This window comes from Streptomyces canus (assembly GCF_030815415.1).
In the GTDB taxonomy this organism is placed as follows: domain Bacteria; phylum Actinomycetota; class Actinomycetes; order Streptomycetales; family Streptomycetaceae; genus Streptomyces; species Streptomyces canus_F.
In genome coordinates this window covers 7,425,013-7,441,369 of sequence record NZ_JAUSWW010000001.1, presented here as the reverse complement: position 1 = coordinate 7,441,369, position 16,357 = coordinate 7,425,013, and the positions used below count along the sequence as shown (strand labels likewise).

Here is a 16,357-nt window from a genome sequence, read left to right as displayed (position 1 = left end):
GGGACGATAAATCGACTCGAGTCCCACGGCAACGGGGCACACCGCCCGATTCGCCCGGCTCGCGCAGGGGCGCGCCGAACCTGCATGCGTTGTGCCCAGCTCCCCGCCGGGTAATCCGCCGTGCCGTGCGTCCCAGAATCCGAACACGCGTACCGCTCCATTCGGGTCACTCCCCGCCGTGCGACGTCCGTGTCCCCCGGGCCCGGAAAAGCGGTCGGCCGCTGTCCGTGCGGCGCCGTACACTGGGCGGAGCGAAAAGCTTGGATGGGGACGAGTAGCGGCGTACGCAGCCCAGAGCGACCCGGGGACGGTGGAAGCCCGGGGGCGAGCGCGACGTGAAGATCACCCCGGAGCCGCCGGAAGAAGCCCCACGCGGGGTGGTAGACCCGGCATCGCGACCCCAATGAGGGGGCTCATCGGTGCGGAAGACGCACCGGGGAGCCAAGGAGGGTGGTACCGCGGGAGCGCGCCGAAACCGGCGTACACAGGACAGCTCTCGTCCCTCCGGACGGAAGGCAGCAAGTCCGCCGGAGGAAGCTCGCTGATGACATCGCCTACGTACCGCCAGGTGCCCGCCCAGGTCGACCTGCCCGCCCTCGAGCACGCCGTGCTCGAGTTCTGGCGCGAGCAGAAGATCTTCGCCAAGAGCCTGGAGCAGTCCGAGGGCCGCCCCGAGTGGGTGTTCTACGAGGGCCCGCCCACCGCCAACGGCATGCCGGGCGCCCACCACATCGAGGCGCGCGTCTTCAAGGACGTCTTCCCCCGCTTCCGCACCATGCGCGGCTACCACGTGGCCCGCAAGGCCGGCTGGGACTGCCACGGCCTCCCGGTGGAGCTCGCGGTGGAGAAGGAGCTCGGCTTCTCCGGCAAGCAGGACATCGAGGCGTACGGCATCGCGGAGTTCAACGCCAGGTGCCGCGACTCCGTGCTGCGCCACACCGACGCCTTCTCCGAGCTGACGACCCGCATGGGCTACTGGGTCGACCTCGACGACGCCTACGTCACGATGCACCCCGAGTACATCGAGTCGGTCTGGTGGTCGCTCAAGGAGATCTTCAATAAGGGCCTGCTGGTCCAGGACCACCGCGTCGCCCCCTGGTGCCCCCGCTGCGGCACCGGCCTCTCCGACCACGAGCTGGCGCAGGGCTACGAGACGGTCGTCGACCCGTCCGTGTACGTCCGTTTCCCGCTCACCTCCGGTCCGCTCGCCGGTGAGGCCGCGCTCCTGGTGTGGACGACCACGCCCTGGACGCTGGTCTCCAACACCGCGGTCGCCTCCCATCCCGAGGTCACCTACGTCGTGGTGACCGACGGCCAGGAGAAGCTCGTCGTCGCCGAGCCGCTCGTCGCCAAGTCGCTCGGCGAGGGCTGGGAGAGCACCGGCCAGTCCTTCACCGGCGCCGAGATGGAGCGCTGGACCTATCAACGTCCGTTCGAGCTCGTGGAGTTCCCGGAAGCGGCACATTTCGTCGTCAACGCCGAATACGTCACGACCGAGGACGGTACGGGCCTGGTCCACCAGTCCCCCGCCTTCGGTGAGGACGACCTCAAGGTCTGCCGCGCGTACGGCCTGCCGGTGGTGAACCCCGTCCGCCCCGACGGCACCTTCGAGGAGGACGTCCCCCTGGTCGGTGGCGTCTTCTTCAAGAAGGCGGACGAAAAGCTCACCGCGGACCTCCAGCAGCGCGGCCTCCTCTTCAGGCACATCCCGTACGAGCACAGCTACCCGCACTGTTGGCGCTGCCACACCGCGCTCCTCTACTACGCGCAGCCGTCCTGGTACATCCGCACCACCGAGGTCAAGAACCGTCTCCTCCAGGAGAACGAGAAGACCAACTGGTTCCCGGACACGGTCAAGCACGGCCGCTTCGGTGACTGGCTGCAGAACAACATCGACTGGGCGCTGTCCCGCAACCGCTACTGGGGCACCCCGCTGCCGATCTGGCGCTGCGAGGACGACCACCTGACCGTGGTCGGCTCCCGCGCGGAGCTCACCGGGCTGACGGGCACGGACCAGTCGGGCCTGGACCCGCACCGCCCGTTCATCGACGACGTCACCTTCGACTGCCCGCAGTGCGCGAAGACGGCCACGCGCGTGCCGGAGGTCATCGACGCCTGGTACGACTCGGGTTCGATGCCGTTCGCGCAGTGGGGCTACCCGTACAAGAACAAGGAGCTGTTCGAGAGCCGGTACCCGGCGCAGTTCATCTCCGAGGCCATCGACCAGACGCGCGGCTGGTTCTACACCCTCATGGCCATCGGCACCCTGGTCTTCGACAAGTCCTCGTACGAGAACGTCGTGTGCCTCGGCCACATCCTCGCCGAGGACGGCCGCAAGATGTCCAAGCACCTGGGCAACATCCTGCAGCCGATCCCGCTGATGGACCAGCACGGCGCGGACGCGGTGCGCTGGTTCATGGCGGCCGGCGGTTCCCCGTGGGCGGCTCGCCGTGTGGGCCACGGCACGATCCAGGAGGTCGTCCGCAAGACACTCCTGACGTACTGGAACACGGTCGCCTTCCAGGCCCTGTACGCGCGCACGTCGAACTGGGCGCCGTCCGCGGCCGACCCGGCCCCGGCCGACCGCCCGGTCCTGGACCGCTGGCTGCTGTCCGAACTCCACGCGCTCACCGACCAGGTGACGCAGGCTCTGGAGGCGTACGACACCCAGCGCGCCGGCAAGCTGCTGTCCGCGTTCGTCGACGACCTGTCCAACTGGTACGTCCGCCGCTCCCGTCGCCGCTTCTGGCAGGGCGACAAGGCCGCGCTGCGCACGCTGCACGAGGTCGTCGAGACGGTGACGAAGCTGATGGCCCCGCTGACCCCGTTCATCACCGAGCGGGTCTGGCAGGACCTGGTGGTTCCGGTCTCCCCGGGCGCCCCGGAGTCGGTGCACCTGGCGTCCTGGCCGGAGGCGGACCTCGACGCCATCGACCCGGAGCTGTCGAAGCAGATGGTCCTGGTGCGCCGGCTCGTGGAGCTGGGCCGGGCCACGCGCGCGGAGTCGGGCGTGAAGACCCGTCAGCCGCTGTCCCGTGCGCTCATCGCCGCGACCGGCTTCGACGCCCTCGACCGTGAACTGCACGCGCAGATCACGGAGGAGCTGAACGTCGAAGCCCTGGCGTCGCTGAGCGAGGTCGGCGGCAGCCTGGTGGACACCACCGCCAAGGCCAACTTCCGCGCCTTGGGCAAGCGTTTCGGCAAGCGCGTCCAGGACGTGGCGAAGGCCGTCGCGAACGCCGACGCGGCCGGCCTGTCCCTCGCCCTGCGCGAGGGCACGGCGTCGGTCGAGGTCGACGGCGAGACGATCACCCTGGCCCCGGACGAGGTGATCATCACGGAGACCCCGCGCGAGGGCTGGTCGGTGGCGTCCGACTCGGGTGCGACGGTCGCTCTCGACCTGGAGATCACCGAGGAGCTGCGGCAGGCGGGCCTGGCCCGTGACGCGATCCGTCTGATCCAGGAGGCCCGCAAGAACAGCGGCCTCGACGTGGCCGACCGCATCGCGCTGCGCTGGACGTCCACGGACCCGGCGGTGCGCGCGGCCCTGACCGAGCACGCCGGCCTGATCGCCGACGAGGTCCTGGCGACCACCTTCTTGGATGAGCACAGCGACCAGGGTGAGGCGGACGCCACATACGGCGATGCCTTCACCGACGAGGGTCTGTCGCTGACGTTCCGCCTGCGCAAGGCGTAACCGCAAGACAGCCAAGGGCCCGGTCCCCCCACTCGGGGGCCGGGCCCTTCCGTTTCCCTCGCCTGCACAGACTCATTACGCAGACACAGACACAGGGCATGACGATCAACACGCGTAAAAGGGGCGAGCCCCGGACCGGAGTCCAGGGCTCGCCCCTTTGAACGCTGCCGACGCCTAAGGCGTACTACAACTCGTCAGTTGTCGTCCTCGTCGATGAGGAACCCGCGCATCGGCGAAGGGGCCTGGCCCATCGGGCCGGGGCCCTGCGGCCGGACCGGAGCCATCGGCTGGGTCATGGCGGGAGACATCTGCTGCTGGCCGCCGTAGGACGGGGCGGCCGGAGCCGGGCCACCGCCCATGCCGCCCGGGTTGCCACCGTACGACGGAGCGCTCGCGCCGGCCGGGGCCATGGAGGGCGCCGGGGACGGCGGAAGCGACGCGGTCGCGGGCGTGCGCGGCGGCGCCAGCGAGTCGTCGGCCTGGGTCTCCAGCTGACGCAGCTGCGACTCCAGGTAGGACTTCAGCCGCGTGCGGTACTCGCGCTCGAAGCCGCGCAGATCCTCGACCTTGCGCTCCAGCGTGGCGCGGGCGGACTCCAGGGAGCCCATCGCGACGCGGTGCTTCTCCTGCGCGTCCCGCTCCAGGGCGTCGGCCTTGGCACGGGCGTCACGCTCGAGACCCTCGGCACGCGAACGCGCCTCGCCGACGATCTTGTTGGCCTCGGAACGGGCCTCGGCGATCGCCTGGTCGGCGGTCTGCTGGGCCAGCGAGAGGACACGCGCGGCGCTGTCGCCACCGGGGCCCTGACCGTGGCCGCCCATGGGGCCACCGCCCATGGGGCCACCCATAGGACCGCCCATGGGGCCGCCCATCTGCTGCTGCATGGGGGGCTGGCCACCCATCGGACCCTGGCCCATCGGACCGGGACCCTGACCCATCGGACCGGGACCCTGCGGGCCACCCTGACCGCTGGGACCGGCAGGCAGCTGCGGTGCACCGCTCGGCAGCTGGGGCGGGCCGCCCATGGGGCCGCCCATCTGCTGCTGCGGCGGGCCCGATATGCCGGCCGGCACGGGGCCGCCGGGCCCACGCATGCCCTGCTGCGGCATTCCACCCTGCTGGGGCATACCCTGCTGCGGCATACCCTGCTGTTGCATTCCGCCCTGCTGCTGATCCTGGGGGCCGCCGGGGCCCTCCGGAGGCTTGCGCATGTTCTGCTGGTTCTGGGCAGCAGCACGCGTCGCCGCGGCCAGTTTGGCGCGCAGGTCCTCGTTCTCGCGCAGCAGGCGCGTCAGTTCGGCTTCGACCTCATCGAGGAAGGCATCGACCTCGTCCTCGTCATAGCCTTCTCGGAGGCGGACGGTCGTGAACTGCTTGTTCCGCACGTCCTCGGGGGTCAACGGCATCTCTTCACCTCAACGTAGTCATCGGCAGTCGGCAAGACCGTATCGTCCACTGTCACCTCGCGAGATTCCCCACGATGGAGATCAAGATGTAGACGATGATCATCAGTACGAAGAAGGACAGGTCGAGCGCCACGCCCCCGAGACGCAGCGGCGGGATGAACCGCCGCAGAAGCTTCAGCGGTGGATCGGTGACAGTGTAGGTGGCCTCCAGAACGACCACCATCGCCTTGCCAGGTTGCCACGAGCGGGCGAACTGGAAGACGTAGTCCATGACCAACCGGAAGATGAGCACGATGAGGAACACCATCAGCGCGATGTAGATCACCTGCGCGAACACGCCCATGGCCTGTCTTTCCCTCTCCCCTGTTCCGTACTTCTACCGGTCGGCTGTCTCAGCTCTGATTGAAGAACCCGCCCTCTGCGATACGGGCCTTGTCCTCCGCCGTGACATCGACGTTAGCAGGCGACAACAGGAACACCTTCTGCGTCACCCGCTCGATGCTGCCGTGAAGACCAAACACCAAACCAGCCGCAAAGTCGACAAGTCGCTTGGCGTCTGTGTCATCCATCTCAGTCAGATTCATGATCACCGGGGTGCCCTCACGGAAGTGTTCCCCGATGGTACGGGCCTCGTTGTAGGTCCGCGGGTGAAGCGTGGTGATCCGGTAAGGCTCTCGTTCCGACACGACCTTGGGCATGATCACCGGTGCGTTCTTCTCCAGGCTTTGACGTTCTTGTGTGATGGATGCCACGGGCGCGATGCGCGCGGGACGTCCGGATTCAGCGGCCAGCGAAGCGGAACGGGCGACCGGCTCGCGCGACACCGACGGCTGTACGATTCGCACCTCTTCGTCCCTTTGGGACTGATGTGCACTGTGTGCCTGGTGCACCGGCTCATGCCGCCGGTGGTCACGCTCGGGCTCCGGGTCCAGTTCGGGTTCGAAGTCGTCGTCGGGGTCAAAACCGCGGCCGTCGTAACCATCGTCCTCCACGAGGCCGAGGTAGACCGCCATCTTGCGCATCGCGCCGGCCATGCTCTGAGTCCTCCGCTCTGTGGTGGATCGGCTGACGAACTGCCAAGTGCCCGCGATCCACGTGGCCTTTACACCCGCCTTTCGGCGGTAATGACCATATTTTCTGCTGTGGTCCGACTTCCTGGCGACGTTACCCGAGCCTCGCGCGGACTCCGAGCACCGCCGTACCGACGCGCACATGTGTCGCTCCGGCCGCCACGGCCTGCTCGAGATCCGCACTCATCCCTGCCGACACCATGTTCGCAGCCGGATGGGCTCGGCGCAGGTCGGTCGACAAATCCATCAGCCGCTCGAATGCCGCGAGTTCGCGTCCCGCGTAAACACCGGTGAGGGGTGCGACGGTCATCAGACCCGCCAGCCGCAGACCCGGCGCCCCAGCCACGAGTTCGCCCAACTCTTCGATTCCGTCGGGTGCGACACCCCCGCGCTCCCCGCGTCCGCCTTCGTTCGCGTCGAGCGCGACCTGGATCAGACAACCGAGTTCCCGCCCCTGCCGCTCCGCTTCCTTGGAGAGCGCCGTGACGAGTCGAGCGCGGTCAACGGACTGCACCATATCGGCATAACCAGCCACAGAACGCACCTTGTTGGTCTGCAGCTGACCCACGAAGTGCCAAGACAGCGGCAAATCCGAGCACTCGGCAGCCTTCGGTGCGGCGTCCTGGTCCTTGTTCTCGGCGACGTCGCGGACACCGAGTTCCGACAGCATGCGCACATCGCTCGCGGGGTAGGTCTTGGTGACCACGATCAGGGTCACCTCCTCGCGCTTGCGCCCCGCGGCCGCGCACGCGGCGGCGATACGGTCCTCCACCCGCGCCAGGTTTGCGGCGAGTTCGCCCTTACGGTCCGTCATGCTCTCTCAGTCCAGCCAGACATATCCCGCGAGTCGCCCCGTGGTGCGATCGCGGCGGTAGGAGAAGTGGTCGCCCGACTCGAGCGTGCACACCGGCGACTGCTCCCGGTCGCGCACCCCGAGCCGTTCGAGCTGCGCGTGCACTCCGGCGGTCACGTCCACCGCGGGGGTGCCCCAGCTCGTCTCGGCGTACGCCGCCGGTTCGACGGCGCTCACGTCGGCGCGCATCACGTCCGGCACCTCGTAGCACCGGCCGCAGACGGCGGGTCCGGTGCGGGCGACGATCCGGGCGGGCTCGGCGCCGAGTCCGGTCATGGCCCGTACGGCGGCGGGGACGACCCCGGCGATCATGCCGGGCCGCCCCGCGTGGGCCGCGCCGACGACTCCGGCCACCGGGTCGGCGAGCAGAACGGGCGTGCAGTCGGCGGTGAGGACGGCGAGGGCGAGACCGCGCTCGGCGGTGACGACGGCGTCGACCTCCGGCACCGGACGGTCACCCCACGCCTCGGAGACCACGGCCACCTCCGCCCCGTGCACCTGGTTCATCCAGACCACCCGGCCGGAGTCGATCCCCAGCGACTTGGCGGCCAGTTCGCGATTCGTACGTACGGCGTCGGCGTCGTCGCCGACCGCCCCGCCGAGGTTGAGCTCCTCGTACGGAACGGCGCTCACCCCGCCCCACCTGTCGGTGAAGGCGAAGTGCGCGCCGCTCACGGTGTCGCGCTGTCCTATCACTTCAGGAAGTCCGGCACGTCCAGTTCCTCGGCCGCACTGTCCGAGTAGGTCCGCGACGGCGGGACCGGCGGGGCGACCGGGAGGTCGGCCACCGGCTCGGGCGCGGACTCCGGCTCCTCCTTCGGCGTGACGCTGCCGAGCGAGCCGAAGGACGGACGGCTCTCGGTCTGCCGTGCCGGAGTGGGCTCCTCGCGGCGCGCCGAGGACGAGGACGAACCGAGGACGGTGTCCCGGCGGGCCGGCGGCTGCCCGCCGTCGAAGCCGGCCGCGATCACGGTGACCCGGACCTCGTCGCCGAGGGCGTCGTCGATGACCGCGCCGAAGATGATGTTGGCCTCGGGGTGGGCCGCCTCGGAGACCAGCTGGGCGGCCTCGTTGATCTCGAACAGACCGAGGTCGGAGCCGCCGGAGATGGAGAGGAGGACGCCGCGGGCGCCGTCGATGGAGGCCTCGAGGAGCGGCGAGGAGATCGCCATCTCGGCGGCGGCCACCGCGCGGTCGTCGCCGCGGGCGGAGCCGATGCCCATGAGCGCCGAACCGGCCTCGGACATGACCGACTTGACGTCGGCGAAGTCGAGGTTGATCAGACCCGGCGTGGTGATGAGGTCGGTGATGCCCTGGACACCGGAGAGCAGGACCTGGTCGGCCGACTTGAAGGCGTCGAGGACCGAGACCTGGCGGTCCGAGATGGACAGCAGCCGGTCGTTCGGGATGACGATGAGGGTGTCGACCTCTTCGCGGAGTTCCGCGATGCCGTCCTCGGCCTGGTTGGCGCGACGGCGGCCCTCGAAGGTGAAGGGGCGGGTGACCACGCCGATGGTGAGGGCGCCGAGGTTGCGGGCGATGTTGGCCACGACGGGCGCGCCGCCGGTACCGGTGCCGCCGCCTTCGCCGGCCGTCACGAAGACCATGTCGGCCCCCTTGAGGACCTCCTCGATCTCCTCGCGGTGGTCCTCGGCCGCCTTGCGGCCGACGGCCGGGTTGGCTCCGGCGCCGAGTCCGCGGGTGAGTTCACGGCCGACGTCGAGCTTGACGTCGGCGTCGCTCATCAACAGCGCCTGAGCGTCGGTGTTGATGGCGATGAACTCGACGCCCTTGAGACCGACCTCGATCATCCGGTTGATGGCATTGACACCACCGCCGCCGACACCGATGACTTTGATGACTGCGAGGTAGTTCTGCGGTGCTGCCACGTCGAAGGCCTCTCGCCTCGAGTTACGTGTCGTCGTCTCGCGGGTGATGCGATACGCGACGGATGCCGAATGGGACGGTCCATAGCGCCGACCCGAACCCTAACGTTGAAGTTTAGGGTTACCAGTGTGTCTGTTCCCTGGAGTCTTCTGAACAGGACACTAAGTCGACAAGTGGCGCACGTTCAACGAACACGCCGAACCTCCCGTTTTTCTTTTCACCCTATGTGATCAGCCGTAGCGGTAGCCAACCAGGGTGCTGGCCTGCGCGGATGTACGTCAACTCCCTGATGACGCAGGGGCGGTGGGAACCGAGACGTCGAAGTACCGCGCATCGGGCGCCGCTTTCAGCAGAGCGGTGAGCGTACGGGCCTTGGCGGCACCCTTCTCGCCACTCCCCCACGCGACGGTCCTGCCGTCGCTCAACTCCAGTGAGATGTCGTCGAACGAACGCACCTTGATGGTCCGGGCTCTCTTCGCGACGGCGGCCGGAATGTCACCGGCGACCCGGACGGCTTCGCGCACGAGCCGGTCCTCGCCGAAGCGTCGCAGGCTCGCGGCGCCGGAACCCGACTCGGAGACCGTCATTTCCAGTGCGGGAACGTCTTTGGGGGCTTGGGAAACCGTGGCAAAACGGACGCCTCCGTCGTCCACTTCGACAAACTTTCCGCCCTTTTCGACAATCAGAACCGGAGTGCGCTCAACCACTTTCAGGCCGATTCCATGGGGCCAGGAGCGGACCACGTCAACCGAGTCAATTCGGGTCAATTTCCGGAGCAACCGCGCCTCAATCGCATCGGTGTCGACGGAAATCAGCGGCGATCCGACCGGTACGTCGGCCGCCTCGCGGACCTGTCCGGGCGTCAGAACGTCGGTACCGGAGACGGACACCCGCTCCACGCGCAGCCACTGCGAGCCGTACAGGGCCCAGACACCGCCCGCGCCCAGCAGGACCAGGACGACGGCGAGAACGATGATCGTACGAGGCTGAGGCACCCTCAACCGTCGGACAGGGGGCGGGCCGGACGACTCCTGCTGGCGTTCACCGCGCTCGGCGGTCGTCGTTCCGGCCACGCTGCCTGCCCTTCGTCACATGTGCCTAGTGGTGTGCACGGTTGGCGGCGATCGCCTCGTACACCATGCCGACGAGCAGGTCGTCGGCGTCCCGGCGGCCGAACTCGGCGGCGGCGCGGGACATCTGGTAGAGCCGGTGCGGGTCGGCGAGCACAGGCAGCACGTTCTGCTGGACCCACTCGGGGGTGAGCTCCGCGTCGTCGACCAGCAGACCGCCGCCCGCCTTGACCACCGGCTGGGCGTTGAGCCGCTGTTCGCCGTTGCCGATGGGCAGCGGGACGTAGGCGGCTGGCAGTCCGACGGCGGAGAGTTCGGCGACGGTCATCGCGCCCGCACGGCACAGCATCATGTCGGCCGCGGCGTACGCGAGGTCCATCCGGTCCACGTACGGTACCGGGATGTACGGGGGCATCCCCGGCATCTGGTGCACCTGCGGCAGTTCGTTCTTCGGGCCGACCGCGTGCAGGACCTGGATGCCGGCCTGCTGGAGCCAGGGGGCGACCTGCTGGACGACCTCGTTGAGGCGGCGGGCGCCCTGGGAGCCGCCGGAGACCAGGAGGGTCGGCAGGTTGGGGTCGAGGCCGAACATCGCGCGGGCCTCGGGGCGGACCGCGGCCCGGTCGAGGGTGGCGATGGTGCGGCGCAGCGGGATGCCGATGTAGCGGGCACCCCGGAGCTTGCTGTCCGGGGTGGAGACGGCGACCTGGGCGGCGTACCGCGATCCGATCTTGTTGGCGAGACCGGGGCGGGCGTTGGCCTCGTGGATGATGATCGGCACCCCGAGCCGCTTGGCGGCGAGATAGCCGGGCAGGGCCACGTACCCGCCGAAGCCGACGACGGCGTCCGCCTTGGTGCGCTCCAGGATCTGCTCGGCGGCCTTGATCGTGCCGCGCAGCCGGCCCGGGACGGTGATCAGCTCGGGGGTGGGCTTGCGTGGCAGCGGCACCGCCGGGATCAGCGCGAGTTCATAGCCCCGCTGCGGGACGAGCGTGGTCTCCAGGCCGCGCTCCGTGCCGAGGGCCGTGATCCCCACGGTCGGGTCCTGCCTGCGCAGGGCGTCCGCGAGGGCGAGCGCGGGCTCGATGTGGCCGGCGGTCCCCCCACCGGCGAGTACGACATGCACCGAAATTCACCGCTCTCCGGACGAACGCGCCGAGGCACGCCGTCGCATCGTGTTCCATCTCCGAGGCCCCGTGGGTCCCCCGCCACCCCGCTTTCTACCAAAGCGGGGCTGCCGCAGCGAAAGCGCTGCCCGTGCAGCGGGCTCGTCACGTGCGAAGGCGATCAGCAGCCCGATGGCGAACATGGTCGGCAGCAGGGCGGATCCTCCGTAGGAGAACAGCGGGAGCGGGACACCGGCGATCGGCAGCAGGCCGAGCACCGCACCGATGTTGATCACCGCCTGTGCGGTGATCCAGGTGGTCACGCCTCCCGCGGCATACCTGACGAAGGGGTCCTCCGTGCGGCCGGCCACGCGGATACCCGCATAGCCTAGAGCCGCGAAGAGGGCGAGCACCGACAGCGTCCCCGCCAGGCCCAGCTCCTCACCGGTGACGGCGAAGATGAAGTCCGTGTGCGCTTCCGGGAGTTGGCCCCATTTTTCCACACTGGCGCCGAGCCCGGAGCCGAAGATTCCACCGGATGCGAGGGCGTAGATTCCGTGCACGGCCTGCCAGCAGGCATCGCCAGGGCCCGGGTCGGTGGCGCCGATGCACTGGAGGCGGGCCATCCGGTTGGGGCTGGTCTTGATAAGGACCATGCCGATCGCGGCGGCGACCGACAGTACCCCGACGAACAGCCGGGTCGGCGCCCCCGCGAGCCACAGAAGGCCGAAAAGGATCGCTGTGAGGATGATCGCGGTGCCCATGTCGCCGCCGAGCATGATCAGCCCGAGCAGCATGAAGGCGACCGGGACGAGCGGCACCAGCATGTGCTTCCACTGGGTCAGCAGCTTCTTGTCCTGCTTGCGGGCCAGCAGGTCGGCGCCCCACAGCACCAGGGCGAGCTTGCCGAACTCGCTGGGCTGGATCTGGAAGGAACCGCCGAGCGCGATCCAGTTCTGGTTGCCGTTGACCGCCATCCCTATCCCCGGCACCTGCACCAGCGCCATGAGGAACACCGCACCCGCGAGGATCGGGTAGGCAAGTGCCCGGTGCAGCTTCACCGGCATCCGCGAGGCGACGAGCAGCAGTACGGCGCCGATCGCGGCGGCGAGGAGCTGCTTGCGGAAGAAGTACGAGCCCGGCAGCGACATCTGCAGCGCCTTGATCTGGGAGGCCGAGTAGACCATCACCAGCCCGAGCACGGTGATCAGCAGACTGCCGCCGAGGATCAGGTAGTACGCCGTCAGCGGCCGGTCCCAGGCGTCGCGCGCGCGGGTGTAGAGCCGCAGGACGGGATTCTGGCGCGCTGTCCGGGAGGCGGCGGGACGTCTGACGGCCCGCTGCACGGGCGGTCGGCCGGTACGGCTGCTGGGCATCAGAGCCTCCGCTACGTCGGTCAGGAGCCGAGTTCGCGAACCGCCTCCGCGAACGCGTCACCGCGCTTGTTGTAGTTGGTGAACATGTCCATGGAGGCACAGGCCGGGGCCAGCAGCACGGTGTCGCCGGGCTGTGCCAGCCGCTTCGCCTCCGTCACCGCCTGGAGCATCGCCCCAGTGTCGGTCCGGTCGAGGTCGACCACGGGTACTTCCGGCGCGTGTCGCGCGAGGGCTTCGCGGATCAGGGCCCGGTCGGCACCGATCAGAACCACGGCACGAAGTCGCTTTGCCGACTTGGCGACCAGTTCGTCGAAGGAGGCGCCCTTGGCGAGCCCGCCCGCGATCCAGACGATGGACTCGTACGCCGCCAACGAGGCTTCCGCGGCGTGGGTGTTGGTGGCCTTGGAGTCGTCGACGTAGGCGACGCCGTCCGCGTCGGCCACGTGCGCGATGCGGTGCGCGTCCGGCGTGAAGGCCCGCAGCCCGTCCCGTACGGCCTTGGGGGGCACCCCGAAGGCGCGTGCGAGCGCCGCCGCGGCAAGGGCGTTGGCGATGTTGTGCGGGGCCGGCGGGTTGACGTCGGAGATCTCGGCGAGCTCCTGGGCGTTCTTGTGCCGGTTCTCGACGAAGGCGCGGTCGACCAGGATGCCGTCCACGACGCCGAGTTGGGAGGGGGCGGGGGCTCCGAGGGTGAAGCCGATGGCCCGGCAGCCCTCCTCGACGTCCGCCTCGCGCACCAGGTCCTCGGTGGCCTTGTCGGCCACGTTGTAGACACAGGCGACGCGATTGCCCTCGTAGACACGGCCCTTGTCGGCGGCGTACGCCTCCATGGAGCCGTGCCAGTCGAGGTGGTCCGGCGCCAGGTTCAGAACGGCGGCGGAGTGGGCGCGCAGGGAGGGCGCCCAGTGGAGCTGGTAGCTCGACAACTCCACGGCCAGGACGTCGTACTGCTCGTCGCCGAGCACTGCGTCCAGCAGGGAGACGCCGATGTTGCCGACGGCGGCGGTGCGCAGCCCGGCGGCCTTCAGGATGGACGCCAGCATCTGGGTGGTGGTCGTCTTGCCGTTGGTGCCGGTGATCGCGAGCCAGGGAGCCGCGTCCGGACCCCTGAGCCGCCAGGCGAGTTCGACATCGCCCCAGATCTCCAGGCCGGCCGCACGGGCCGCCGCGAACAGCGGCTTGTCCGGCTTCCAGCCGGGTGCGGTGACGACGAGTTCGGTGCCCTCGGGCAGGGTCGCACCGTCACCGAGGCGCACGGTGATACCGAGCGCCTCCAACTCGGCGGCCTGCTCACGCGCGCGTGCGTCGTCGCCGTCGTTGACGACCGTGACGATCGCTCCGCGCGCGTGCAGCGCCTTGGCCGCCGGGATGCCGGAGACGCCGAGTCCGGCGACGGTGACGTGCTTCCCCTGCCAGTCGGTCACTTTTCCGCTGCCCATCCCGCGTAGAAGAGCCCCAGGCCGACGATCACACAGATGCCCTGGATGATCCAGAAACGGACCACGACCAGGACTTCCGACCAGCCCTTGAGTTCGAAGTGGTGCTGGAGCGGCGCCATTCGGAAGACGCGCTTGCCGGTGAGCTTGAAGGAGCCGACCTGGATGACGACCGACATCGTGATGAGGACGAACAGACCGCCCATGATGGCCACGAGGAGCTCGGTGCGGGAGCAGATCGCCAGGCCCGTGAGGACACCGCCGAGGGCGAGCGAACCGGTGTCGCCCATGAAGATCTTCGCCGGGGAGGTGTTCCACCACAGGAAGCCGAGGCAGGCGCCCATCAGCGCCGAGGCGATGACCGCGAGGTCGAGGGGATCTCGTACCTCGTAGCAGGCCCCCGGGTTGGTCAGGGTGCCCGCGTTGGCGCAGGACTCCTGGAACTGCCAGACACCGATGAAGGTGTAGGCACCGAAGACGAGCACGGAGGCGCCGGTGGCCAGGCCGTCCAGACCGTCCGTCAGGTTCACGCCGTTCGACATCGCGAGGATCATGAACAGCGCCCAGACCACGAACAGCACCGGGCCGATCTTCCAGCCGAAGTCCGTGATGAACGACAGCTTGTCGGAGGCCGGGGTGTTGTTGCGGGCGTCCGGGAACATCAGCGCGAGCACCGCGAAGCTGATGCCGACGATCAGCTGGCCGGCCATCTTGGCCTTGGCCCGCAGGCCCAGCGAGCGGCGCTTGACGATCTTGATGTAGTCGTCGAGGAAGCCGACCAGACCCATGCCGACCATCAGACCGAGCACCAGCAGACCCGAGTAGGTCGGCGGGTAGCCGGTGATGACCTTGGACAGGAAGTAGGCGGCCACCGTCGCGAAGATGAAGGCGATACCGCCCATGGTCGGCGTACCGCGCTTGCTGGCGTGCTCACGCGGGCCGTCGTCGCGGATGTACTGGCCGTACCCCTTGCGCGCGAGCAGCTTGATCAGCAGCGGGGTGCCGACCAGGGTCAGGAACAGACCAATGACTCCTGCGAACAGGATCTGCTTCATCATCGGGCTGCAACCTCACCCTCGGCGCCGAGCAGCGCCGTGGCGACGCTCTCCAGGCCGACCGAACGGGACGCCTTCACGAGTACGACGTCTCCCGGGCGCAGCTGACTGCGCAACAGGTCGACCGCCGCCTGTGCGTCGGACACGTGCACCGACTCCTCACCCCACGAACCCTCGTTATATGCGCCCAGTTGGAGCCAGGACGCTTCCCTGCCCCCGACCGCGACGAGCTTGCTGACGTTGAGCCGGACGGCGAGCCGTCCGACCGCGTCGTGCTCGGCGAGCGCCTCGTCCCCGAGCTCGGCCATCTTGCCGAGCACCGCCCAGGTCCGCCGCCCCCGGCCCATGGCTGCCAGGGCGCGCAGGGCGGCCCGCATGGACTCTGGGTTGGCGTTGTAGGCGTCGTTGACGACGGTCACGCCGTCCGGGCGCTCGGTGACCTCCATCCGCCAGCGGGAGAGGGAGCCCGCCTCTGAGAGCGCGGTGGCGATCTCTTCCGCGGACATACCCAGCTCATGGGCGACGGCGGCCGCTGCGAGCGCGTTCGACACGTGGTGCTCACCGTACAGGCGCATGGTCACGTCGCTTGCACCGGAGGGTGTGCGAAGCCTGAAGGAGGGCTGTCCGGTGTCCGTGAGTCTCACGTTCTCGGCGCGTACGTCCGCTTCGTCGGACTCTCCGAAAAGGATCACCTTCGCCTTCGTACGGGATGCCATGGCCCGTACGAGGGGATCGTCGGCATTGAGGACGGCCGTGCCGTCCTCCGGCAGACCCTCGACGATCTCTCCCTTGGCCTGCGCGATCTGCTCCCGGCCGCCGAACTCGCCGATGTGGGCGGTGCCGACGTTGAGGACGAGGCCGATCTTCGGGGGCGTCAGATCCGTGAGGTAGCGGATGTGGCCGATGCGACGGGCGCCCATCTCCAGGACGAGGAACCTCGTCTCGTCGGTGGCGCTGAGGGCGGTCAGCGGCAGCCCGATCTCGTTGTTGAGCGAGCCGGGCGTCCACACCGTCGGCGCCTTGCGCTGCAGCACCTGGGCGATGAGGTCCTTGGTGCTGGTCTTGCCCGCCGAGCCGGTCAGGGCGACGAGGGTCGCGCCGAGACGTCGTACGACATGACGGGCGAGGGCACCGAGGGCCCGTTGGACGTCGTCCACGACGATCGCGGGCACGCCGACGGGCCGCGACGCCAGTACGGCGACCGCGCCCGCCGCGACGACCTGCGCGGCGAAGTCATGGCCGTCGACGCGTTCGCCGACGAAGGCGACGAAGAGACTGCCGGGCTCCACCTCGCGGGAGTCCCGGACCACGGATCCGGTGACCTGGACGGACGGATCCGGTATGTCGTGGGTCTGCCCGCCGACGACTGAGGCAATCTCGGCGAGAGAGAGGGCGATCACA

At 69.1% G+C, this 16,357-nt stretch carries 13 protein-coding genes; 1 reads left to right on the top strand and 12 read right to left on the bottom strand.

Features of this window, described 5'->3' with window-relative positions; genetic code table 11:
• Positions 1–544 precede the first annotated feature (544 nt).
• Positions 545–3,697 carry an isoleucine--tRNA ligase gene (gene ileS, locus QF037_RS34375; RefSeq protein ID WP_307032028.1) on the top strand — a complete coding sequence of 1,051 codons (3,153 nt, stop codon included), beginning with the start codon at positions 545–547 and terminating at the stop codon, positions 3,695–3,697.
• Between the two features lie 194 nt (positions 3,698–3,891).
• Here the strand turns inward: ileS and QF037_RS34370 are convergent, their stop codons facing one another.
• From QF037_RS34370 to QF037_RS34315, 12 genes are all read right to left on the bottom strand, one after another.
• Positions 3,892–5,103, bottom strand: coding sequence for a DivIVA domain-containing protein (locus QF037_RS34370; RefSeq protein WP_307032027.1), 1,212 nt, complete (start codon positions 5,101–5,103; stop codon positions 3,892–3,894).
• Positions 5,104–5,155: 52 nt separating this feature from the next.
• Entirely contained in the window at positions 5,156–5,446 is a 291-nt protein-coding gene (locus tag QF037_RS34365) for a YggT family protein (RefSeq protein ID WP_037937545.1), read from the bottom strand.
• A gap of 49 nt (positions 5,447–5,495) precedes the next feature.
• Entirely contained in the window at positions 5,496–6,137 is a 642-nt protein-coding gene (locus QF037_RS34360; protein WP_171145273.1) for a cell division protein SepF, read from the bottom strand.
• A gap of 130 nt (positions 6,138–6,267) precedes the next feature.
• The gene (locus QF037_RS34355) at positions 6,268–6,987 is read right to left on the bottom strand and encodes a YggS family pyridoxal phosphate-dependent enzyme (protein ID WP_307032026.1); all 720 of its coding nucleotides are present in this window, start codon (positions 6,985–6,987) and stop codon (positions 6,268–6,270) included.
• 6 nt (positions 6,988–6,993) lie between these two features.
• Positions 6,994–7,722, bottom strand: coding sequence for a peptidoglycan editing factor PgeF (gene pgeF, locus QF037_RS34350; RefSeq protein WP_307032025.1), 729 nt, complete (start codon positions 7,720–7,722; stop codon positions 6,994–6,996).
• On the bottom strand, positions 7,719–8,915 hold the full coding sequence (ftsZ, locus tag QF037_RS34345) for a cell division protein FtsZ (protein ID WP_307032024.1): 1,197 nt from the start codon (positions 8,913–8,915) through the stop codon (positions 7,719–7,721). The genes pgeF and ftsZ overlap by 4 nt, the downstream gene beginning before the upstream one ends.
• A gap of 276 nt (positions 8,916–9,191) precedes the next feature.
• On the bottom strand, positions 9,192–9,986 hold the full coding sequence (locus QF037_RS34340; protein ID WP_307032023.1) for a cell division protein FtsQ/DivIB: 795 nt from the start codon (positions 9,984–9,986) through the stop codon (positions 9,192–9,194).
• Between the two features lie 25 nt (positions 9,987–10,011).
• Entirely contained in the window at positions 10,012–11,109 is a 1,098-nt protein-coding gene (murG, locus tag QF037_RS34335) for an undecaprenyldiphospho-muramoylpentapeptide beta-N-acetylglucosaminyltransferase (RefSeq protein ID WP_307032022.1), read from the bottom strand.
• Between the two features lie 6 nt (positions 11,110–11,115).
• A complete protein-coding gene (ftsW, locus tag QF037_RS34330) occupies positions 11,116–12,465 on the bottom strand; it encodes a putative lipid II flippase FtsW (protein ID WP_307032021.1) in 1,350 nt (449 codons plus the stop codon).
• 20 nt (positions 12,466–12,485) lie between these two features.
• Complete coding sequence (murD, locus tag QF037_RS34325; RefSeq protein WP_307032020.1) at positions 12,486–13,904, bottom strand: UDP-N-acetylmuramoyl-L-alanine--D-glutamate ligase; 1,419 nt, start codon at positions 13,902–13,904, stop codon at positions 12,486–12,488.
• Complete coding sequence (mraY, locus tag QF037_RS34320; protein ID WP_266828289.1) at positions 13,886–14,959, bottom strand: phospho-N-acetylmuramoyl-pentapeptide-transferase; 1,074 nt, start codon at positions 14,957–14,959, stop codon at positions 13,886–13,888. The genes murD and mraY overlap by 19 nt, the downstream gene beginning before the upstream one ends.
• Positions 14,956–16,356, bottom strand: coding sequence for a UDP-N-acetylmuramoyl-tripeptide--D-alanyl-D-alanine ligase (locus QF037_RS34315; protein WP_307032019.1), 1,401 nt, complete (start codon positions 16,354–16,356; stop codon positions 14,956–14,958). The genes mraY and QF037_RS34315 overlap by 4 nt, the downstream gene beginning before the upstream one ends.
• Position 16,357: the final 1 nt, after the last annotated feature.